The following is a 20,278-nucleotide window of genomic DNA, read 5'->3' on the forward strand; positions in this document are numbered from 1 at the left end:
CGCCCCCGCCGGGCCCGGGGCCCCCGTGTGCGGGACCGTCAGTCCCGTTCGCAGACGAAGATCGCCGTGCCGGGGATCAGGTTTCCGCGCAGCGGGGACCAGCCGCCCCACTCCTGGTGGTTCCAGGCGGGCCACTCCGGTTCGACGAGGTCGACCAGCCGGAAGCCGCCGGCCACCACGTCCCGCACCCGGTCGCCCAGCGTGCGGTGGTGCTCGACGTACACGGCGTCGCCCCGCTCGTCCTGCTCGACATAGGGAGTGCGGTCGAAGTAGGAGGCCGCGACCGAGAGGCCCTCCGGCCCCGGCTCGTCCGGGAACGCCCAGCGGACCGGATGCGTCACCGAGAAGACCCAGCGGCCCCCGGGACGAAGCACCCGGTGGACCTCGCGGAACACCTGCACGGGGTCGGCGACGAAGGGCACCGCGCCGTAGGCGGAGCACGCCAGGTCGAAGGAGCCGTCGCGGAACGGCAGCACCCCGGCGTCCGCCTCCACCAGGGGGACCTCGTCGCCGATCCGCAGCGCGTGCTGCAACTGCCGGTGCGAGAGGTCCAGGGCCACCGGACGGGCGCCCCGTGCGGCGAGCCAGCGCGAGCACTGCGCGGCGCCCGCACCGATCTCCAGGACGTCCAGGCCCCGCAGCGACGCGGCGGGGCCCAGCAGACCGGCCTCCGCCTCGTCGAGCCCCTCCGGCCCCCAGACGAAACGGTCGTCGCCGAGGAAGGCGCCGTGGTCGCTCTGGTACTCGTCGGCGTTCCGGTCCCACCAGCCGCGACTGGCCCGGCTGCTCTCGGCTTCCGACGCGTCGCGGCGGGTCGCTTCGGGTTCGGCCGCGTAGATCTCTTGGCTCATCGTGTCCGTCGTTGTAGTTTGCCTTCACCCCGCCGCACGCGGTACGTACCGGGGGGTACCTGTGAGTACGGCTCCCGTACCCATGGATTGTCTCCTGGGGCCGATCTGGCCTCGGGGAACACGAGTTGTGCCGGATATGAGCCGTTGCGCCCCCGGTGTGCGCCTTCGCGCATTGACCGTGCCCGGCTGCCCCCGTATGCTACAAGTTGCGCTGCGAGCCTGCGCGCCTCAGACCTAGCAGGCCGCGCTCGCATCTGCTGTATGTCCCCTCGGTTCACGAGGCGCCTCCCGGTCCAGCGGGTTGGGTGTTTCCCGAGCTGTCCGGCTTCTGCAGAGGTGATACGGGCTCCCGGCGTAGCAGTACCTACGACTCACTGTCCGTACCGGAGCCCTTTCCCACATGACGAGCAGCACCGAGACCACCGCCACCACTCCGCAGGTTGCGGTCAACGACATCGGCGACGCGGACGCGTTCCTCGCGGCGATCGACGAGACGATCAAGTACTTCAACGACGGCGATATCGTTGACGGTGTCATCGTCAAGGTTGACCGGGACGAGGTTCTCCTCGACATCGGTTACAAGACCGAAGGTGTCATCCCGAGCCGCGAGCTCTCGATCAAGCACGACGTCGACCCGAACGAGGTCGTCAAGGTCGGTGACGAGATCGAGGCCCTGGTCCTCCAGAAGGAGGACAAGGAAGGCCGCCTGATCCTCTCGAAGAAGCGCGCTCAGTACGAGCGTGCCTGGGGCACCATCGAGAAGATCAAGGAAGAAGACGGCATCGTCACCGGTACCGTCATCGAGGTCGTCAAGGGTGGTCTCATCCTCGACATCGGCCTCCGCGGCTTCCTGCCGGCGTCGCTCGTCGAGATGCGTCGTGTCCGCGACCTTCAGCCCTACGTGGGCAAGGAGCTCGAGGCCAAGATCATCGAGCTGGACAAGAACCGCAACAACGTGGTCCTGTCCCGCCGTGCCTGGCTGGAGCAGACCCAGAGCGAGGTCCGCCAGACGTTCCTCACGACCCTGCAGAAGGGCCAGGTCCGCTCCGGCGTCGTTTCCTCGATCGTCAACTTCGGTGCGTTCGTGGACCTCGGCGGCGTCGATGGTCTCGTGCACGTCTCCGAGCTCTCCTGGAAGCACATCGACCACCCCTCCGAGGTTGTCGAGGTCGGCCAGGAAGTCACCGTCGAGGTTCTCGACGTCGACATGGACCGCGAGCGCGTCTCCCTGTCGCTCAAGGCGACGCAGGAAGACCCGTGGCAGCAGTTCGCCCGTACGCACCAGATCGGGCAGGTCGTTCCCGGTAAGGTCACCAAGCTCGTTCCGTTCGGTGCGTTCGTGCGCGTCGACGAGGGCATCGAGGGTCTGGTCCACATCTCCGAGCTGGCCGAGCGCCACGTGGAGATCCCGGAGCAGGTCGTCCAGGTCAACGACGAGATCTTCGTCAAGGTCATCGACATCGACCTCGAGCGCCGTCGCATCAGCCTCTCGCTGAAGCAGGCCAACGAGTCCTTCGGTGCCGACCCGGCCTCGGTCGAGTTCGACCCGACCCTGTACGGCATGGCCGCGTCCTACGACGACCAGGGCAACTACATCTACCCCGAGGGCTTCGACCCCGAGACCAACGACTGGCTCGAGGGCTTCGAGACCCAGCGCGAGGCGTGGGAGGGTCAGTACGCCGAGGCGCAGCAGCGCTTCGAGCAGCACCAGGCCCAGGTCATCAAGTCCCGCGAGGCCGACGAGGCCGCTGCTGCCGAGGGCGCTGCCGCCCCGGCCGGTGGCGCCCCGGCTGCCTCCGGCGGCAGCGGTGGCGGCTCGTACTCCTCGGAGTCCGCGGACAACTCCGGCGCCCTGGCGTCGGACGAGGCCCTGGCTGCCCTGCGCGAGAAGCTGGCGGGCGGCCAGAGCTGACGCTCTGCACCCCCTCCGGTCGATGATCGACCGCAGTAGCTGAAAAGTGAGGCCCGCTCCCTCCGGGGAGCGGGCCTCACTCGTTCTCGCGGCGCGGCTACGGCGTGACGGTGATGTTGGTCAGGCCCTTCCCGCCGGTCACCGTGTTGCTGCTGTAGACGGTGGCCGGGCAGCTCGCACCGTAGTTGGTGACGTTGATCGCGATCTGCTTGTCGCCCTTGGAACCGGTCAGGTCCGAGGTGTTGCCGCGGAAGACGGTGCCGCAGCCCCAGCCGCTCTGCTGGGTGTGGGTCTCATAGCCGTTGTTGGTCGTACGGGAGCCCTTGTTGCCCTCGACCAGGACGTCATTGCCCTTCACGTCGACCCAGGAGTCGTCGTAGTTGGCGCCGGTCAGCCCGCTGCCGTCGAAGGTGTTGCCGACGATCTTCGCCCCGGTGGTGCCCTCCTTGATGTCGACGTTCTCGCCGCCCACCCCCGGACCGATCGTGTTGTCCAGGATCTGGACCCGGTCGCTCCGGTCGGAGAGATCGCCGGCCGTGCCGACATAGACGCCCTCGCCCATGCCGCGGCCGTCGTGCCCGGTGTCGTAGATCCGTGAGTTCTTGATGACACCGTCCTTGCTGGATTTGCGGAAGTGGACGCCCTCCATGTCCAGATCGTGCACGGTCACCGAATCGATGACGACGCCGGTGGCGGTGTCGGCCATGATGCCTTTCTGGCCGCCGGTGACGGTGATGCCCTTGACGGTCAAGTAGGAGGCGCCGTCGAGGTGCAGTCCGTATCCCCCGCCCGCCGTGAGGATCGCCTTGGCGGAGCCCGTGAGGGTGATTCGGGCGGAAGCGGTGCCGGGGACGGTCGCCTTGAAGTTGCCGGTGTAGGTGCCGTCGGCGAGCCGGATCGTGTCGCCGGGGGCCGCGGCGGTGAGGGCGGACTTGAGCTGGGCGGCGGTGCTCACGTCGATGACCGTCGCCGCACCCGCCGCGGTGGCGGAGGCGAGGGCGAGACCGCCGGTGGCGAGCGCGGTGGCCAGCAGGGCCGGGAGCAGCGTGCGGGTGCGCATGGGGGTGCCTTCCCGTCGAAGGAGTTCGAGGTTCTCGTACATGAATGTGGGGCGAGTCCCTGAACTTGCTGCCCAGTGACGGTAGGGACGCGGTGTGGCCGTGTCAATGTCTGGGCCATTGCCCGTGAGGCGGGGGCGACGGGCCGGGCGAACGGGGGAACACCTGTGGGATGCACGGGAAACTGACGGCCCGTGACGCGTCCCGGCGAGGATCTCGGGGACCTCGGGCCCGTCGTGAACTCGGCTTCCCCGCCGAGGTGTTCACCGACATGAACGTCAACGCCCTTGTCCTCGGCGCGGATGCCGGTGCCTTCGAGGGGAGGGCGGGCGCCCGTCGCTGTGGTCGCACCCCGGGTTCTCGCGTGGCTTCCGGCATGAACCGGTGGCTGAAAGGGCACAGTCCGGGAATGCATGTCCCCTGCCGGACGTTCTTCTCGACGAACACGAGGAGGAGCGGTAACCGTGCCTGATCCGCAGAGTTTGTACGAATGGGAGCCGAAGGGCCTGGCCGTCGTCGACATGGCGCTCGCCCAGGAGTCGGCCGGCCTGGTTATGCTCTACCACTTCGACGGATACATCGACGCGGGCGAGACCGGCGAGCAGATCGTGGACGGCCTGCTCGAAACGCTGCCGCACCAGGTCGTGGCCAGCTTCGACCACGACCGTCTCGTCGACTACCGCGCCCGGCGTCCGCTGCTGACCTTCCGGCGCGACCGGTGGGCCGCCTACGAGACCCCGACGCTCGACGTCAGGGTCGTGCAGGACGCCACCGGAGCGCCCTTCCTGCTGCTGTCCGGGCCCGAGCCCGATGTGGAGTGGGAGCGCTTCGCCGCCGCCGTCGAGCAGATCGTCGAGCGCCTCGGCGTCCGCCTCGCGGTGAATTTCCACGGGATCCCGATGGGTGTCCCGCACACCCGCCCCGTCGGCATCACCCCGCACGGCAACCGCACGGACCTCATGCCCGGCCACCGCAGCCCCTTCGACGAGGCGCAGGTGCCCGGCTCCGCGGAGGCCCTGGTGGAGTACCGGCTGATGGAGGCGGGACACGACGTCCTCGGTGTCGCCGCCCATGTGCCGCACTACGTCGCCCGCTCCGCCTACCCGGACGCGGCACTCACCGCACTGGAGTCGATCACGGCCGCGACCGGCCTGGTCCTGCCGACCGTCGCCCACGCGCTGCGCACGGAGGCGCACCGCACCCAGACCGAGATCGACCGGCAGATCGGCCAGGGCGACGAGGAGCTCGTCTCGCTCGTCGAGGGCCTTGAGCACCAGTACGACGCGGTCGCCGGATCCGAGACCCGGGGCAACCTGGTCGCCGAGCCGGTGGACCTGCCGTCCGCCGACGAGATCGGCCTCGAATTCGAGCGGTTCCTCGCCGAGCGCGAGGGGGACGCCTGACCGGCTCCCGCCGCCCACCCGCGTACTAGGCTGCCAGGCATGCTGAAAGTGGGCCTGACCGGTGGGATCGGCGCCGGCAAGAGTGAAGTGTCACGGCTGTTCGTCGGATACGGAGCCGTGCTGATCGACGCGGACCGGATCGCCCGCGAGGTCGTCGAGCCGGGGACACCCGGGCTCGCGGCCGTCGTCGACGAGTTCGGCGCCGACGTCCTCACCGCGGACGGCACCCTGGACCGGCCGAAGCTCGGCTCGATCGTCTTCTCCGACACCGACCGGCTCGCCGCACTCAACGCGATCGTCCACCCGCTGGTCGGCGCCCGTTCCGCCGAGCTGGAGCGGGCCGCGGGGCCGGACTCGGTCGTCGTCCACGACGTCCCCCTCCTCACCGAGAACGGCCTGGCGCCGCTCTACGACCTGGTCGTCGTCGTGGACGCGCGCCCCGCGACCCAGCTCGACCGGCTGGTACGGCTGCGCGGCATGACCGAGTCCGAGGCCCGCGCCCGGATGGCCGCCCAGGCCACCCGGGAGCAGCGGCGGGCCGTGGCCGACCTGATCATCGACAACGACGGACCGCTGGAGGACCTGGAACCGCAGGTCCGCAAGGTCTGGTCGGAGCTGACCGAGCGGGCCGCGGCCGGCTGAACCCGGCACCGGGGGAGGGTCCGGGCGCCGCGCCCCGGGACACCGGTCCCGGTGCGGAATACCGGACCCCGGCCGGACGTTGGGGACCCGGTGAAGAAGGGAAGGATGAGACCGTGCCCGAGAGGACCCCGGAGACCGACGTCATCGACTTCCGCGCTGCCGAACACCTGCTGGCGGCGCGCGACCCCCGTGGCGCGGTGAAACTGCTGGATGCGGTGATCGCGGCCCATCCGGAGAACACCGCGGCCCGGCTGCTGCGTGCCCGCGCGTTCTTCGCCGCCGCCCAGCTGCGCCCCGCCGAGCTCGAATTCGAACTCGTCCTGGAACGCGAACCGGACAACGCCTTCGCACACTTCGCGCTGGCCCGTACTTTCGAGCGCTCCGGCCGCACGGACCGGGCCGCCCGCCACTTCCGGCTGGCCGCCGCGCTCGACCCGAACCCGGAGTATCTGAAGGCGGCCCGCTTCCCGGCCCCGGACTGACGTCCGGCGCCGGGCGGGGACGCCCCCGGCCCGGTTCAGTGCCCGTACCTGCCGCGCCCGCCGTGGTCGGGTTCGTACGGCGGGACATCGCGGCCGGGCTGGTAGTGCGGTCCCTGGTGGATGTGGTGGACGATCACTGTCAGGTCCACGAGGACCAGCACGAGCAGCAGGCCGCAGGCGGCGGCCCAGCCCGGTCGGTCGGTCATCGTGAAGGCGGCCAGGCCGAAGACGGCCCAGGCCAGCCCCCATAGACTCAGCCAGAGCCGCAGCCGCAGTGGACTGCGGGCAGTCGTCGGTTCATTGCCGGTACGCATGGCGATCGCCTCTCCTACCAGGATGGACCCGCGACGGCGTTTTGGGACATGTCGACGTCGGATTGAGGGGATCGTGCGTGAACGGCACATCGTGGGAGGACCGCACACGCCGCAGGGCGAGGGTCCGGGGCTGTCTGCTGGGCGGGGCGATCGGGGACGCGCTGGGGAATCCGGTGGAGTTCCTGTCCCTGGCCGGTATCCGCCGCGCGCACGGTGAGTACGGCGTACAGGGACTTCTCCCGGACGAGGAGGGGGTAGTCGGACGGGTCACGGACGATACGCAGATGACCCTGTTCACGGCCGAAGGGCTGATCAGGGCCCATTCCCGCGCGATATCGAAGGGCGGCGGCACCGAGGACGGCGGCGCCGAGGCCCGGATCGTGCGGAACGCCTATCTGCGCTGGCTGGACACCCAGAACCACCCCGCACCGCCTGCCCGCGGCGGCGACAACCCGGTGCGTACCGGTTGGCTCAGGCAGCAGCCCTGGCTCTACGCGCGCCGGGCCCCCGGCAATGCCTGCCTGACCGGGCTCGCGACCGGCCACGTTCCCGAGCCGACGGGCCGGCTCGGTGAGCCCGGACCCGTCAACACCGGGTCCAAGGGGTGCGGCACGGTGATGCGGTCCGCCCCCTTCGGACTGGTCGCGGAGGACGCCGAGGCGGGCTTCCGGCTCGCCTACTGGTGCGCGCAGATCACCCACGGCCACCCGACCGGTGCGTACGCGGCCGGCGCCCTCGCCGCGATCGTCGCGCACCTCCTGGAGGGCGACTCGACGGCGGGCGCCGTACTGAGGGCCATGGAGCTGCTGCGCCGCCACCCGGGGCACGAGGAGACGACCGCGGCGCTGCGAGCCGCCGTCGACCTGGCCGCCGGGGGTGCGCCCACCGGCGAGAAGGTGGAGACGCTGGGTGCGGGCTGGGTCGCCGAGGAGGCCCTTGCCATCGCCGTGTACTGCGCCCTCGTGTTGCCCGGCGCCGATCAGGTGGCCCGGTCGCTGCTGCTCTCGGTCAACCACTCGGGCGACAGCGACTCCACCGGCGCGATCTGCGGCAACCTGCTCGGCGCACGCCACGGGGACGTACACCTTCCGCCGTCCTGGCTGGTGTCGACCGAGGGCCGGGCCGTGATCACCGAGGTGGCCGACGATCTGTGCGTGGAGTTCGAGCACGCGGTCGACTGGCCGGCCGGCCGCTACCCGGCGTACTGACGGCGGGCCGTCCGCCGGTGAACGACGGGGCCACCACCGGTCAGTACACCGAATGTTGACGGTGCGTCAGTCCGTCAGCAGCCTGTTGCGCAGTGCGGCCACCGTCGCGTCGTCGAGCTTGAGGCCCTCGCGTACGTAGGTGCCGAAGTCGCCGTACAGATGGTCCACCTCGTCGAACGCCGCGCGCAGCCAACTCAGTTCGACGGCCTTCGGGTTGCCCAGGTAGTCGTTGCTGGCGAGGAAGTCCGCCTCGACGGTCTCGCGCGGGACGCCGAGCAGGGTGAGCAGGACGGCCGTGCTCCAGCCGGTGCGGTCCTTGCCCGAGCTGCAGTGGAAGACCGTCGCGCCGGAGTCGTTCGTCGCGACGGCCGTGAGCAGGTCGCGGAAGGCGTAGTCGGCGCCCACGAAGTTGACCATGAACGGGTAGCCGATGGACTGGCCGAGGTCGGACGAGCCGGAGAACAGCCCGGCCGCGATGGCCTCGGCCAGTGTCATCAGGGCCGAGTCGTGGAAGCGGACGCCGTGGCTGAGCGACACCACGTCGGCGACCTGGTACTTCACACCGGCGGGCACCCGGTCCGGGTCGTCGTGCCGCTCCACCGCGTTGCGCAGGTCCACGTCGAGGGTGAGGCGCTGGGAGAGCAGGCGCTGCTGCTCGGCGTCGGTGAGGCTGTTGATCTTGTTGGAGCGGTAGGCGAGACCGGGGCGCACCCAGCGTCCGTCGGTGGTGCGGTAGCCGCCGATGTCCCGGAAGTTGCGGGCGGACTCGATCCCGAGCGAGCGTTCGGCGACGACGAGCGGGGAGCCGCTGTCCGGCACCAGCCGAAAGTACCAGCGTCCCGTGTCGGCGAGGGTTCCGGCGGGGACGGTCAGCGAACCGGTGCCGGGGGCGGTGCCCACCGGGGTGCCGGTGGTGGCGTCGGGGGAGGTGGCGGCGGTGACGGTCACCGAACCGGCGGCGGAGGACCAGGAGAGCGTGTAACCGCCGTCGGCGGCGCGCCGGGCGGTGGCCGCGGTGAACGGCACGGCGGCGGCCCGCGCGGTGTCCCCGGCGCTCGCCGCGGGTGCGTCGGCGGGGGTGGCGGCGAGGGCGGGCGGGACCAGGACCGTACCGGCGAGCAGGGCGGCCGCGACGGCTGCCTGGGTGATGCGGTGCGTGCGCATGGTGCTCCTTGTCTGCATCCCTGTCGGGGAGTGGGGGGTGTCAGGAGGTGGGGGCGGCGGTGCACGGCATGGTGCCGCAGACATTGATGACACGGCCGGTGGTCAGGAAGGTGGCCTTCTGCTGACGGGCGGCCGACGAATTGCGGGGGTCCGAGTGCGGGTCGTGGCCGTACTGCGGCCCGACGGGCGGGGTGTTGGTCAGCGGCGGGGTGGGCGTGCCGCTGTCCCACACCGTCATCGCGGAGCCCCGGTACGGCAGTCGGTCGGGTGCGAGGGTCCCGATGCCCCAGTACGGGACGGTGTCCGGGCTGCGGCCCGGTGCGAGCGCGGGGGTGATCAGCCGGGCGCCGATGGTGCGCGCCTCCACGTCGGCCGCCGCGTTCGCGACCTGGTGGTCCCCGTACGCGATGTGCATCAGTACCTGATGGCGGTCGGTGAGGTGGTTCGCGTACGCGTCGGTCTCGCCGCGGTCCCACACCATCTGGAACAGCTGGAGGACGATCTGCTGGCGCAGCTTGTCCGGGTAGGAGACGTCCAGGACCTGCTGGAACGGTGCGAAGTCGACGCTGCGGTCGAGGAGCAGGCCGTAGTTCATGCCGGTGACGCCGAGGACCCCGCGCCGGATGTCGGGGGAGGCGGCGACCAGGGCGCCGCCGAGGATTCCGCCCTGGCTGTTCCCGTCGTACCCGATGCCGTGCCGGATGTCGACGAGCGGGCGGCCGTTCGCGTCGCGGAAGGCCGCGTCGGTGGTCAGCCCGTCGGCGTGGATCAGGGCGCGGGCGAGGAAGAGGGCGTTCAGCATGCCCTGTTCGCTGCGTTCGGGAACGGCGGGGAAGAGGGTCGGGTCGGCGAGCGCCCCGAGCACCACGGGGATGTCCTCCTCGGCCATCCCGATCCAGTCCGTCGCGCAGAACGTGAAGTCGTGCTCGGCCGCCATCGCCTTGACGTTGCCCGCGCCGACCTCGGAGCGGCGGCCGAGGAGGCCGTGCCCGTAGAGGGCGGGGTGCGAGGGGGCGCGGAAGGCGGAGTGCGGTATCTCGCAGCGGAACGTGGCGAGTCGGGTGCTCCCCGGGAGCCGCCGGGGCAGGCCGTCGCGGCCGCGGTGCAGTACGGAGCCGGGCGGGCCGCCGGGCAGGTCCAGATAGCCGGGCACGCTGATCTCGCCGGTGACCTCACGGGCGATCCGGGGGTCCTGATCGGCCGTGAAGTCGGTGACACCGGTGACGGCGAACGCGGGCGAACGGCCGCCGAGGCGGCGGAACGCGTCGTCGCGGACGGTGAAGAGGTCGCTGGTGAGACTGCGGGTGCTCGCGACGGTGAAGTCCCAGGCGAGGTACAGCCCTTCGGTCCGCACTCCGGCCCTGTGCAACGCCTTCAGGGCCGGACGGAGCCGTTGCTGGCGGGTGCGCAGCGGATGCCCGGCGGGCAGCGGCTGCCCGGCGACGGCGGCGAACGGCGCGGCGGCCGGGATCGTGCGCCCCGACGCGTCCTTGAGGTGTCTCAGCGCGACGGCGTAGTGGTGGCCGTCGCGGAAGTTGCGCGCGGGATGGATCAGCAGGGCCCGGCGCGCGGGGTCGGTGGCGTTGGCGTCCGCTTCGGCCCAGTACGGCCACCGCTCCCCGGTCCGGGTGTCCAGCAGTACGACGGGGGCGTCCGGGGCGAGGGAGCGGCCGATGTCGGTGAGCGGGGCGGTGCCGGTCGCCGCCGGGTCGAGGCCGGGGACGTGCGCGATCAGCGTCGAGCCGGGAGAGAAGCCGTCGGACCGGTTCCAGGCCGTCGGGTCGACGGGCCGGCCGGCCGTGGCGCGCGGCAGCGTGGTGGCACCGAAGGACACCCGGCGGCCGGTGTCGGTGGCCGGGTCGGGCCGGGTGTACCAGTCGTTCGGGAACGGCAGCAGGCACTCGACGGGCGCCAGCGGGTCGCAGCCGGGCCCGGACTGCCCGGCGGCCCGTGCCGCGGGGGCGTCCGGGACGAGCACGGCGGCGGCGCAGAGCGCCGCCGCCAGTACCCCGCGCAGCAGGCGGTGGCGCAACGGGGTCAGCTCCCCTGGAGGTGCGCGCCGATGACGGCGGCGTAGTTCGCCTCGCCGTTCCGGTTGGGGTGCAGCGGGGCGGCGGCCGCGGTCGGCACGTAGCCCTCGACCCACTTGTCCGACGGGGCCTGGCAGGAGTCGTGCCCCTTGCTGGGCGTGGCGAGATCGATGTACTCGGCGCCGTGCGCCGCGCTCTGCTCGGCGATCACCGCGTTCATCCGGTCGACGCTGCCCTGGAGGAAGTCGGCGTCCACCGGGAGGACCGGCTGCAGCGGCCAGCAGCCGCCGGGCTTGATGTAGAGGCCGTAACCCGTGACGATCACCCGGGCGTGCGGCGAGCGCTGGTGGATCGAATCCAGCACGACCCCCAGCTTCGGCGCGAACTCCGCGATGCGCTGACCCACCTGGTCCACGCCGCCCTCGTTGTACTTCTCCTTGCACGGGGTGGCGTTCGGGTCGAGGGTGGTGCACTTCTGCGCGATGCCGACCAGACCGGCGTCGTTGCCGCCGATGGTCAGCGTCACCAGGTCGGTGTCCGGGCGCAGCGCGTCGAACTGGGGCGGGGCCGAACCCATCGGGATGTCGAGCAGGGACAGCGACTGCTTCTCGGTCATGTGCTTGGACGCGGCACCGCTGCAGGTGACGTCGCGCAGCGACGCGCCGAGGCGCTCGGCGAGCTCGTGCGGGTAGTTGTGCGTCGAGCGACCGCAGGCCACCGGCCCCGTGATGTCCGGAATGAGCGGCCCGGAGGCCATCGAGTCGCCGAGCGCGACATAGGACGTGGTGCCGTCCTCGGCGGCGGCGGATGCCGGAACCGCGCCGGTTCCCACGGCCAGACCGGCCAGGGCGAGCGTGCCCACGGCAGTCCTGACGAATCGACAGAAGCCTTTGTTCTGCGGCAAGTTCACGAAATCCTCCGACGGTGGGGGGCGTACGTGGATGGCGTGTGACGCCGGTCATCATGCAGACTCAAGTGCCGTCGTTTAACTGGTGGGTAACGCAGACTTCTGCGGGGGAACTTGTGACGCGTGACAACCGGCCGCTCGTCATCACGGGGGAGCACGGTGTCCCGGGACGGCCGCAGGACCGGCCGCTGTCCATCGCCGGGCGCCCGGTGGCCGCGCATCTGCGCGCCCGTGTCCCGGCCCTGACCGGCCGTGTCGTCGCCCGGCTCCTGGCGGATCTGCCGGTCTACGCCGAACTGCCGCACGAGGAGATCTCCGGCGACATCGCCGACATCGTCCAGCACAATCTGCGGCTCTTCGCCGACGTCGTCGAGCACCGCCGCCCCGCCACCGACGCCGAACTCGACCAGCAGCGCGACTCCGCCGCCCAGCGCGCCGAGGAGGGCGTGCCGCTGGACGCGATTCTCACCGCCTACCAGGTCGGCACGGCGATGTGCTGGCAGGAGACCGCGAAGGGGGCGCTGCCCGGCGATCTCCCCACCGTCCTGGAGATCGTGGAGCGCATCATGGTCCTCCAGCAGCAGCTGACCTCCGCCGTCAGCAGCGCGTACCTGGAGGCCCGGCAGATCCTCGACAGCCAGGAACACGGCGGCCGGCACGCCCTGATGGCCGCCCTGCTGACCGGTGAACCCCTGGACCGCTTCACCCACCGCACCGGACTGCGCCCGGCCGCCCGGTACCTCACGATGACGCTCGCGCTGGCCCCGCACCCCGACGAGCTGGGCCAGTCACCGGGGCCGGGCGCCGGTGTGGCGGCCCGGCGCAAGATCCGGCGCGTCCGCACGGCCCTCGACCACTTCGCCGGTACGCCGGTGCTCACCGCCCTCGACGCCTCCGGCGGCACGGTGCTGCTGCCCGCCGCCGAGCCACCGCCGCCGTGGCGCGGACCGGGGGGTCTGTGCGCACTGGTCGAGGAGGCGGCCCGCGCGGCCGGTGTGCCCATCACCGCCGCCGCGGAGACCGCCGAACCGGAGGCGGTGCCCGCGGCCGTGGCCCGTAACGCCGAGATCGTCGGTCTGGTCGCCCGTACGGGCCGGCCTCCCGGCCTGTACCGGCTGGCCGATGTCCTGCTGGAGTATCAGCTCAGCCGGCCCAGCGAGGCCCTGCACGGGCTCGCGCAACTGCTGGGGCCGCTGGAGGTGAAGCCGGAGCTGCTGCGCACCCTGGAGACCTATCTCGAACTGGGCCTGGACCGGCGGGCCACCGCCGCCGCCCTGCACATCCACCCCAACACCGTCGACTACCGCATACGCCGCATCGACCGGCTGACCGGCCTCTCCCCGGCCCGCCCGGCCGACCTCCAGCACATCAGCGCGGCACTGGTCGCCCGTCGCTCGGTGTGAACGGGAAGCGGAGTCCGGTGCCGGTCACGGTTTCGCGGCCGGAACCACCGTCAACGGCTGGTCGTTCGTCCGTACATGAGCGGACAACTGGTGCGTGAGGGTTATTCAGGAACGGGCCCCGGCGCGATCACGCCGGACGGCTGCGCGGTCGAGCTGTACCGACGGCTGCCCGTCGGCGACGAACCGGAGGTGATCGCGGCCGCGGTGCCCGCCGGGGCGAGCATTCTGGAGCTGGGCTGCGGCGCGGGCCGGGTGACCCGTCCGCTGATCGAGCGCGGCTTCGAGGTCACCGCCGTGGACGAGTCGGCACAGATGCTGGAGCACATCCGGGGTGCCCGCACCGTGCAGAGCCCCATCGAGTCGCTGGACCTCGGCGAGGAGAGGTTCGACGTGGTGATGCTGGCGTCGTTCCTGGTGCACGCGAGCGAGGACCGGGTGCGTGACGGGTTGCTGCGGGCCTGCCGGAAGCACGTCAAGGACGGCGGCGTCGTACTCATCCAGCGCGAGGGCGCCGACTACCACACGAATCTGCCGCGGGAGAGGTCGTATCCGAGTGGACACACCGTACGGATCGTCTCGGCGGAGCCCGTGGGGAACGGGGTGGACTCGGTACATGTCGAGTACGTCTTCGACGACGCGCGATGGACCCAGACGTTCCTGTCGCGGGAGCTGTCGAAGGAACAGTTCGAGGGGCATCTGGAGGCGGCGGGCCTGACCGTCGACCGGTATCTCACGGACGACGGGGTCTGGGTGCGCGCCGTGCCCGAGCACCCCCGGAACGAGGCGCCGTCGCGGGCCGGCGGGCCGTGCTGATCGCGGCGGCCGGTCAATCGCGGCGGCCGGTCAGTGGACCGTGGTGTAGCTGCGCCACGGCAGGGCGGAGGTCCCGTTGACATCGCTGAACGACCTCGCGAGGTAGGTCGTGCCCGGACCGGTGCAGTCGCGCGTGCGGTACAGGATGATGTCGACCAGGGTGCCGTTGTCCACCGCCTTGGCGCCCGCGGGGGCGAGCCGGTGGCAGCCCTTCACGGACGGGCTGTTGACCATGATCACGGCGTCCCGTTCCGTCGTGTAGGTGATCGGCCCGACCGCGGTCCGGCCGAGGCCGGAACAGCCTGCGACGGTGAGGGTCAGGAGCGCGGTCCCGGCTGCGATGCCGAGACGGCGGCGTCGATGGGCGATCACGGGCATGGGCGGGTCCTCGTCTGTCTCGTCCGGCTCGTCGCACCGGGCACCGGTGCTGCGTATGCCACGGAGTACGTACGGCGTACGTGCTGACGCTGGTCACCCTGCCCCCTCCCCGGCGCCCCGGCATCCGGTGCGCCGCCGGGCGGGGGACAGTCATGACGGCACGGGGCCGATCCGTGTTCATATCGATTGATACTGGGCATACCGTGGTAGTAGCGTCTGATTCATCCGGTTCAGGCGGTACTGGGTATTTCCGGCTTTCAGGGGGCCGTCATGGTCCAGGAGCTCGTGATCGCGATAGTGGCGGCGGCCTCGGCGGGCGCGCTGTACACGGCGGCGGCGGCCAAGATCGTCAAGCAGTACGAGCGGGGCGTCGTGCTGAGGCTCGGCAGGCTCCGCGACGACGTACGGGGGCCCGGCTTCACCATGGTGCTCCCCGGCGTCGAGCGGCTGCGCAAGGTCAACATGCAGATCGTGACGATGCCGGTGCCGGCGCAGGACGGGATCACCCGGGACAACGTCACGGTGCGGGTGGACGCGGTCATCTACTTCAAGGTCGTCGACGCGGCGAGCGCCGTGATCCAGGTCGAGGACTACCGGTTCGCGGTGTCGCAGATGGCCCAGACCTCACTGCGGTCGATCATCGGCAAGAGCGATCTGGACGATCTGCTGTCCAACCGCGAGAAGCTGAACCAGGGCCTTGAGCTGATGATCGACAGTCCCGCGGTCGGATGGGGTGTGCAGATCGACCGGGTGGAGATCAAGGACGTGTCGTTGCCGGAGACGATGAAGCGCTCCATGGCCCGCCAGGCCGAGGCCGACCGTGAGCGGCGTGCCCGGGTCATCAACGCGGACGCCGAGCTGCAGGCATCGAAGAAGCTCGCCGAGGCGGCGAAGGAGATGTCCGCCCAGCCGGCCGCGCTCCAGCTGCGCCTGTTGCAGACGGTGGTGGCGGTCGCGGCGGAGAAGAACTCCACGCTGGTGCTGCCGTTCCCGGTGGAGCTGCTCCGCTTCCTGGAGCGGGCGCAGCAGCCCGTGCAGCAGCAGATGACGCCGCCACCGCAGGCGGTCCAGCCGCCGCAGCCGACGCAGCCGCCGCGCCATGCCCAGGCACCTCGCCCCGCACAGCCGCAGCGCCCCGCGCAGGCCCAGCGCCCCGCGTCGGCCCAGCCACGGCCGCCGCGGCCGCCGGCCGTGGCACCCCCGCCCGTGCCCGCGCCCCCGACCGCCGTTCCCGCACGGCCCTCCCCTTCGAAGCCGCTGGCCAAGCACTGAGGCGCACCGCCCGTTCATCGTTTCCCGCCTCGGTCCGGCAGGCACGGACCGAGGCGTTCCATATCGTGCCTGACCTGCTGAAATGCGGCCGGGCGACCGGCTGTCAGACCCCCCGCCTAGACTCGCAGGAGTCATGAGGATCAAGGCGATCAAGAGGACCGGGGCGGGAGGGGAGCGGGACCGATGACCACGGCACAACAGCAGCAGGACGCCTCCGCTGCCCGTCTCCTGCGCTGTGCCACCGTGTTCCTGCCCGCACCGCTGCCGCGGGGCGGGAGCGTCGCCTTCTGGGATCCCGACGGCGGTCCCCTCCCGGAGCCGGGCGAGGTCTGCGGACACCCCGTGGACCCGGGAAGCCCCGCACCCGGTGCGCGTACGGCCGAGATCACCGTCGTCCGTCGGCACGGGCAGGGGGACGACATCCGCAGGCGTACGGTGCCCGCGGTCCTGCTGCCCGTCGCCGATGCGCTGCCGTTGCTGGTCCGGGCCCGGCACCAGGAGTCCGCCCACCCCGCCACGCGATGCTGGGGCGCCGCCGCGCTCCACGCGCTCAACCTCGCGGCGCGCGGCAGACTGCTCCCCGGCCTGACGGGCGACGACCACGACGCCTGGCGGGCCGGGCCGCGCGACGCCGAGGACATCGCCCATCTCCGGGCGGTCGCCGCCGCCATGCCGGCCGAGGGGCACGCGGTCCCGCTGCCGGATCGCACACCGCTCCGGCTCCCCGACCCCGAGTGGCTGCTCGGGTCGTTCCTCGACGCGGTGGCCGACACCCTGCCCCGTACGCCCGCCGCGGCGTACGCGATGGGGGCCCCCTTCGCGGCCCGCGAGGCCCAGCACCTGCCGGGGGTCCGCGACTGGGCGGTCGAGGTCGCGGCCGGGCTCGACGCGGGCGTGCGGGTGTCGCTGCGCCTCGACCTGTCGGCGTACGAACTCTTCGACACGGCCGATGCGTACGACACCTCCGACGCCACCGGCTCCGCAGGGACCGATGCCACCGGCCCCGGCGGCCGCACCGGAGGCGCCGCGCGGCACGCCGCCGCGGCCGTCACCCAGGTGCACAGCCTCGCCGACCCGACCTATGTCACCGACGCCGCCGCGCTGTGGAACGGCGGGGCGGGCGAGCCGTTCGGCCCGCGGGCCAAGGTCGACGCCGTGCTCGCCCTGCGCCGCGCCGCCCGCGTCTGGGCGCCGCTGGAGCGGTTGCTGGACCAGCCGGTGCCCGATGTGCTCGCCCTGGCGGAGGACGAGCTGTACGAGCTGCTCGGCGACGCCGGAGTCCGGCTGGCGGCGGCCGGAGTGAGCGTCCACTGGCCCAGGGAGCTCGTCCGCTCGCTCACCGCCTCCGCCGTCGTGCGGCCCGCGCCCGGCTCGGCCACCGACGGCACCTCGTTCTTCGACGCCGAGCAGCTCTTCGCCTTCGACTGGCAGCTCTCGCTGGGCGACGAGCAGCTCACCGAGGCGGAGATGGACATCCTCGCGGAGGCCCACCGGCCGGTGGTGCGCCTGCGGGACCAGTGGGTCGTCGTCGACCCCGCGCTCGTACGCAAGGCACGCAAGCGGGAGCTCGGCCTGCTCGATCCGGTCGACGCCCTCGCCGTCGCCCTGACCGGCACCGCCGAGGTCGACGGCGAACAGGTCGAGGCCGTGCCCGTCGGGGCGCTGGCCGCACTCCGCGCGCGCATCACCGACGACCACACCGCCATCGCCCCGCCGCCCGGCCTCGACGCCACGCTCCGCGACTACCAGCTGCGCGGCCTGGCCTGGCTGGACCGGATGACCTCGCTCGGCCTCGGCGGCTGCCTCGCGGACGACATGGGCCTGGGCAAGACGATCACCCTCATCGCCCTCCATCTGCACCGCGCCCATCCCGCGCCCACCCTGGTGATCTGCCCCGCCTCCCTCCTGGGCAACTGGCACCGGGAGATCAACCGCTTCGCCCCCGGTGTCCCCGTGCGCCGCTTCCACGGCACCGATCGCACGCTCGCCGAGCCCGACGGCGGCTTCGTCCTCACCACGTACGGCACGATGCGTTCCAGCGCCGCCCAACTGGCCGGCCACAGCTGGGGACTGATCGTCGCCGACGAGGCCCAGCACGTGAAGAACCCGCAGTCCTCCACGGCGAAGGCGCTGCGCACCATCCCGGCCCCGGCCAGAGTCGCCCTCACCGGCACCCCGGTGGAGAACAACCTCTCCGAGCTGTGGGCCCTGCTCGACTGGACCACTCCCGGTCTGCTCGGCCCCCTCAAGGCCTTCCGCGCCCGGCACGCCCGTATCGTCGAGAACACCGGTACGGCTGCCGGGCTCGCCAACGACGAAGCGGTCGAACGGCTCTCCCGCCTGGTCCGGCCCTTTCTCCTGCGCCGCAAGAAGTCCGACCCGGGCATCGCCCCCGAACTGCCGCCCAAGACGGAGACCGACCACCCCGTCTTCCTCACCCGCGAGCAGGTCACGCTGTACGAGGCGGCGGTCCGCGAGACGATGGCGTTCATCGAGGCCTCGGAGGGCATCGCCCGGCGCGGCCTGATCATGAAGCTGCTGGCCTCGCTCAAGCAGATCTGCAACCACCCCGCGCAGTATCTGAAGGAGGAGCCGACCCGCCTCGTCGGCCGTTCCGGAAAGCTCGCCCTGCTCGACGAACTCCTCGACACGATCCTCGCCGAGGACGGTTCCGTCCTCATCTTCACCCAGTACGTGACCATGGCCAGACTGCTCTCCGCCCACCTCGCCTCGCGTGCCATCCCCTCCCAGCTCCTGCACGGCGGTACGCCGGTCGCCGAGCGGGAACGGATGGTGGACCGCTTCCAGTCCGGCGAGGTCCCGGTCTTCCTGCTCTCCCTCAAGGCGGCGGGCACCGGACTCAATCTGACCAGGGCCGCCCACGTCATCCACTACGACCGCTGGTGGAACCCGGCCGTCGAGGAACAGGCCACGGACCGGGCGTACCGCATCGGCCAGACGCAGCCCGTGCAGGTTCACCGGCTGATCGCGGAAGGCACCGTCGAAGACCGGATCGGCGAGCTGCTGGAGGCGAAGCGCGCCCTGGCCGACACGGTCCTCGGGACCGGCGAGACCGCACTGACCGAGCTCAGCGACCACGACCTGGCCGATCTCGTCTCGCTCCGGAGGCCGGCATGAGCCCCCGCCCGCACAGCGGTCACGACCCCCGTTCCGCCGCCCGCCCGCGCCCCGGCCCCGACGACCTGCGGCGCACCTTCGAGGCCGTACCACCCCGCACCTCCGACGGCGACGAACCCTTCGCGGACAGCTGGTGGGGCCGTGCCTGGGTGGCCGCCCTGGAATCCCTCTCGATGGACGAGGGCCGGCTCTCCCGCGGCCGTACGTACGCCGACAGCGGCAAGGTCGCCGCGATCACCGTCACCCCCGGACGGGTCGTCGCCTACGTCCACGGCAGCCGCCCCCGCCCCTACCGCTGCGAACTGCGGCTGCGGACCCTCGCCGACCCCGACTGGGACACCTTTCTCGACGCCGTCGCGGCCCGGCCCGGCCACCTCGCCGCGCTGCTCACCAAGGAGATGCCGCACTCGCTGGCCGACACGGCGGCCGAGGCCGGCGTCGGGCTGCTGCCCGCCGCGGGAGACCTCGACCCTGGCTGCTCCTGCCCGGACCACGGTTGGCCCTGCAAGCACGTGGCCGCGCTCTGCTACCAGATGGCGCGGCTCCTGGACACCGACCCGTTCGTCCTTCTGCTGCTGCGCGGCCGAGGGGAACGGGAGCTCCTCGAAGAGCTGGGACGCCGCAACGCCGCACATTCCGCCCGGGAACGTCCCACGGCCCCCGCCGCCCCCTCGGTACCGGCCCGCGCAGCCCTCGCCGACCGCTATCTTCCGCCGCTCCCCGCCCCACTGCCGGTGCTGCCGTATCCCGCACAGCCACCCTCGTACCCGAGCCTGCCCGGGGCGCGCGACCCGCTCGCCCTCGACCACCTCGCCACGGACGCGGCGGCCCGCGCGCACGCGCTCCTCACCACCGGCCGCGACCCGCTCGCCGGACTCACCCCCTGGCAGGACGCGGTTCGGCTGGCCGCGTCCCGTCCCACCGCCGGGCTCACCGCCACCACCCGCGCCCTCTACCGCGAGCTGGCATACGCCACCGGCCGCACCACCACCGACCTGGCGCGGGCGGTCGCGGCCTGGCGCCAGGGCGGCGCCGGAGGGCTCGCCGTCCTCGAAACCCCCTGGGACCCCCCGGCCGGCCCCTTCGACCGGGCCCGCCCCGCACTCTCGGCAGCCGGCTTCCCGCGCTTCCAGCCCCGGCGCAACCACCTCACACACCCCGGCGGCACGCTCCAGCTCCGCTTCGGCCACGACGGCCGTTGGTACGGCTACGAATCCGAGCCGGGCGAGGACGACTGGTGGCCCCGCGCGACCCCGGACACCGACCCGGTGAGCGCGCTCATGGAGCTCAGCGGGGGCTGAGT

Annotated in this window: 17 protein-coding genes; 10 read left to right on the forward strand and 7 right to left on the reverse strand. The window is 72.0% G+C overall.

Annotated elements, in window-relative coordinates; genetic code table 11:
• Window positions 1–38: 38 nt before the first annotated feature.
• Window positions 39–851: a class I SAM-dependent methyltransferase gene (locus tag OG520_RS30335; RefSeq protein WP_399325735.1), complete on the reverse strand. Its 813-nt coding sequence runs from the start codon at window positions 849–851 to the stop codon at window positions 39–41.
• Window positions 852–1,251: 400 nt separating this feature from the next.
• On the opposite strand from OG520_RS30335, the gene rpsA reads away from it, so the two are divergent.
• The gene (rpsA, locus tag OG520_RS30340; protein ID WP_266420787.1) at window positions 1,252–2,763 is read left to right on the forward strand and encodes a 30S ribosomal protein S1; all 1,512 of its coding nucleotides are present in this window, start codon (window positions 1,252–1,254) and stop codon (window positions 2,761–2,763) included.
• A gap of 97 nt (window positions 2,764–2,860) precedes the next feature.
• On the opposite strand, the gene OG520_RS30345 is transcribed toward rpsA, so the two are convergent.
• Window positions 2,861–3,823 (reverse strand): right-handed parallel beta-helix repeat-containing protein, encoded by a 963-nt coding sequence (locus OG520_RS30345; RefSeq protein WP_406015277.1) that lies wholly within the window; start codon window positions 3,821–3,823, stop codon window positions 2,861–2,863.
• A gap of 462 nt (window positions 3,824–4,285) precedes the next feature.
• Between OG520_RS30345 and OG520_RS30350 the strand changes: the two genes are divergently transcribed.
• The 3 genes from OG520_RS30350 to OG520_RS30360 all read left to right on the forward strand — a co-directional run bounded on the left by OG520_RS30350 (window position 4,286) and on the right by OG520_RS30360 (window position 6,348).
• Window positions 4,286–5,224, forward strand: coding sequence for a PAC2 family protein (locus OG520_RS30350; RefSeq protein ID WP_266420793.1), 939 nt, complete (start codon window positions 4,286–4,288; stop codon window positions 5,222–5,224).
• Window positions 5,225–5,263: 39 nt separating this feature from the next.
• Complete coding sequence (gene coaE / locus OG520_RS30355; protein ID WP_399325731.1) at window positions 5,264–5,866, forward strand: dephospho-CoA kinase; 603 nt, start codon at window positions 5,264–5,266, stop codon at window positions 5,864–5,866.
• Window positions 5,867–5,979: 113 nt separating this feature from the next.
• Entirely contained in the window at window positions 5,980–6,348 is a 369-nt protein-coding gene (locus OG520_RS30360) for a tetratricopeptide repeat protein (protein WP_406015278.1), read from the forward strand.
• A 35-nt stretch (window positions 6,349–6,383) separates the two neighbouring features.
• Here OG520_RS30360 and OG520_RS30365 read toward each other — a convergent pair whose 3' ends face one another.
• Window positions 6,384–6,662 carry a DUF6343 family protein gene (locus tag OG520_RS30365; protein ID WP_266420800.1) on the reverse strand — a complete coding sequence of 93 codons (279 nt, stop codon included), beginning with the start codon at window positions 6,660–6,662 and terminating at the stop codon, window positions 6,384–6,386.
• A gap of 77 nt (window positions 6,663–6,739) precedes the next feature.
• Between OG520_RS30365 and OG520_RS30370 the strand changes: the two genes are divergently transcribed.
• A complete protein-coding gene (locus OG520_RS30370) occupies window positions 6,740–7,870 on the forward strand; it encodes an ADP-ribosylglycohydrolase family protein (protein WP_406015279.1) in 1,131 nt (376 codons plus the stop codon).
• 66 nt (window positions 7,871–7,936) lie between these two features.
• Here OG520_RS30370 and OG520_RS30375 read toward each other — a convergent pair whose 3' ends face one another.
• From OG520_RS30375 to OG520_RS30385, 3 genes are read right to left on the reverse strand one after another with little or no spacing between them, the layout of a single operon-like run.
• Window positions 7,937–9,034 (reverse strand): tyrosine-protein phosphatase, encoded by a 1,098-nt coding sequence (locus tag OG520_RS30375; RefSeq protein WP_406015280.1) that lies wholly within the window; start codon window positions 9,032–9,034, stop codon window positions 7,937–7,939.
• 40 nt (window positions 9,035–9,074) lie between these two features.
• Window positions 9,075–11,066: a hypothetical protein gene (locus tag OG520_RS30380; protein ID WP_406015281.1), complete on the reverse strand. Its 1,992-nt coding sequence runs from the start codon at window positions 11,064–11,066 to the stop codon at window positions 9,075–9,077.
• Between the two features lie 5 nt (window positions 11,067–11,071).
• Window positions 11,072–11,974 (reverse strand): SGNH/GDSL hydrolase family protein, encoded by a 903-nt coding sequence (locus OG520_RS30385; protein ID WP_406015282.1) that lies wholly within the window; start codon window positions 11,972–11,974, stop codon window positions 11,072–11,074.
• A 185-nt stretch (window positions 11,975–12,159) separates the two neighbouring features.
• Here OG520_RS30385 and OG520_RS30390 point away from each other — a divergent pair, with 185 nt between their 5' ends.
• Together OG520_RS30390 and OG520_RS30395 are read left to right on the forward strand one after the other, a co-directional pair.
• Entirely contained in the window at window positions 12,160–13,374 is a 1,215-nt protein-coding gene (locus OG520_RS30390; RefSeq protein WP_406016603.1) for a PucR family transcriptional regulator, read from the forward strand.
• A gap of 75 nt (window positions 13,375–13,449) precedes the next feature.
• Entirely contained in the window at window positions 13,450–14,187 is a 738-nt protein-coding gene (locus tag OG520_RS30395; protein ID WP_406015283.1) for a class I SAM-dependent methyltransferase, read from the forward strand.
• Window positions 14,188–14,217: 30 nt separating this feature from the next.
• On the opposite strand, the gene OG520_RS30400 is transcribed toward OG520_RS30395, so the two are convergent.
• Window positions 14,218–14,565, reverse strand: coding sequence for a hypothetical protein (locus tag OG520_RS30400; RefSeq protein WP_266420816.1), 348 nt, complete (start codon window positions 14,563–14,565; stop codon window positions 14,218–14,220).
• Window positions 14,566–14,835: 270 nt separating this feature from the next.
• Here OG520_RS30400 and OG520_RS30405 point away from each other — a divergent pair, with 270 nt between their 5' ends.
• The 3 genes from OG520_RS30405 (at window position 14,836) to OG520_RS30415 (ending at window position 20,276) form a co-directional block, all read left to right on the forward strand.
• Entirely contained in the window at window positions 14,836–15,837 is a 1,002-nt protein-coding gene (locus tag OG520_RS30405) for a slipin family protein (protein WP_406015284.1), read from the forward strand.
• A 183-nt stretch (window positions 15,838–16,020) separates the two neighbouring features.
• Window positions 16,021–18,975, forward strand: a complete 2,955-nt coding sequence (locus OG520_RS30410; protein WP_406015285.1) for a DEAD/DEAH box helicase — start codon at window positions 16,021–16,023, stop codon at window positions 18,973–18,975.
• Entirely contained in the window at window positions 18,972–20,276 is a 1,305-nt protein-coding gene (locus OG520_RS30415) for an SWIM zinc finger family protein (RefSeq protein WP_406015286.1), read from the forward strand. Before OG520_RS30410 ends, OG520_RS30415 begins: the two co-directional genes overlap by 4 nt.
• Window positions 20,277–20,278: the final 2 nt, after the last annotated feature.

Source organism: Streptomyces sp. NBC_00984, from assembly GCF_045162475.1.
Classification (GTDB): Bacteria; Actinomycetota; Actinomycetes; order Streptomycetales; family Streptomycetaceae; genus Streptomyces.

Coding starts and splice junctions, on each gene's coding strand:
- OG520_RS30335 (WP_399325735.1), bottom strand. CDS start 851: ATGAGCCAAGAGATCTACGCGGCCGAACCCGAAGCGACCCGCCGCGAC.
- rpsA (WP_266420787.1), top strand. CDS start 1,252: ATGACGAGCAGCACCGAGACCACCGCCACCACTCCGCAGGTTGCGGTC.
- OG520_RS30345 (WP_406015277.1), bottom strand. CDS start 3,823: ATGCGCACCCGCACGCTGCTCCCGGCCCTGCTGGCCACCGCGCTCGCC.
- coaE (WP_399325731.1), top strand. CDS start 5,264: ATGCTGAAAGTGGGCCTGACCGGTGGGATCGGCGCCGGCAAGAGTGAA.
- OG520_RS30365 (WP_266420800.1), bottom strand. CDS start 6,662: ATGCGTACCGGCAATGAACCGACGACTGCCCGCAGTCCACTGCGGCTG.
- OG520_RS30375 (WP_406015280.1), bottom strand. CDS start 9,034: ATGCGCACGCACCGCATCACCCAGGCAGCCGTCGCGGCCGCCCTGCTC.
- OG520_RS30395 (WP_406015283.1), top strand. CDS start 13,450: ATGAGCGGACAACTGGTGCGTGAGGGTTATTCAGGAACGGGCCCCGGC.
- OG520_RS30400 (WP_266420816.1), bottom strand. CDS start 14,565: ATGCCCGTGATCGCCCATCGACGCCGCCGTCTCGGCATCGCAGCCGGG.
- OG520_RS30405 (WP_406015284.1), top strand. CDS start 14,836: ATGGTCCAGGAGCTCGTGATCGCGATAGTGGCGGCGGCCTCGGCGGGC.
- OG520_RS30410 (WP_406015285.1), top strand. CDS start 16,021: ATGACCACGGCACAACAGCAGCAGGACGCCTCCGCTGCCCGTCTCCTG.
- OG520_RS30415 (WP_406015286.1), top strand. CDS start 18,972: ATGAGCCCCCGCCCGCACAGCGGTCACGACCCCCGTTCCGCCGCCCGC.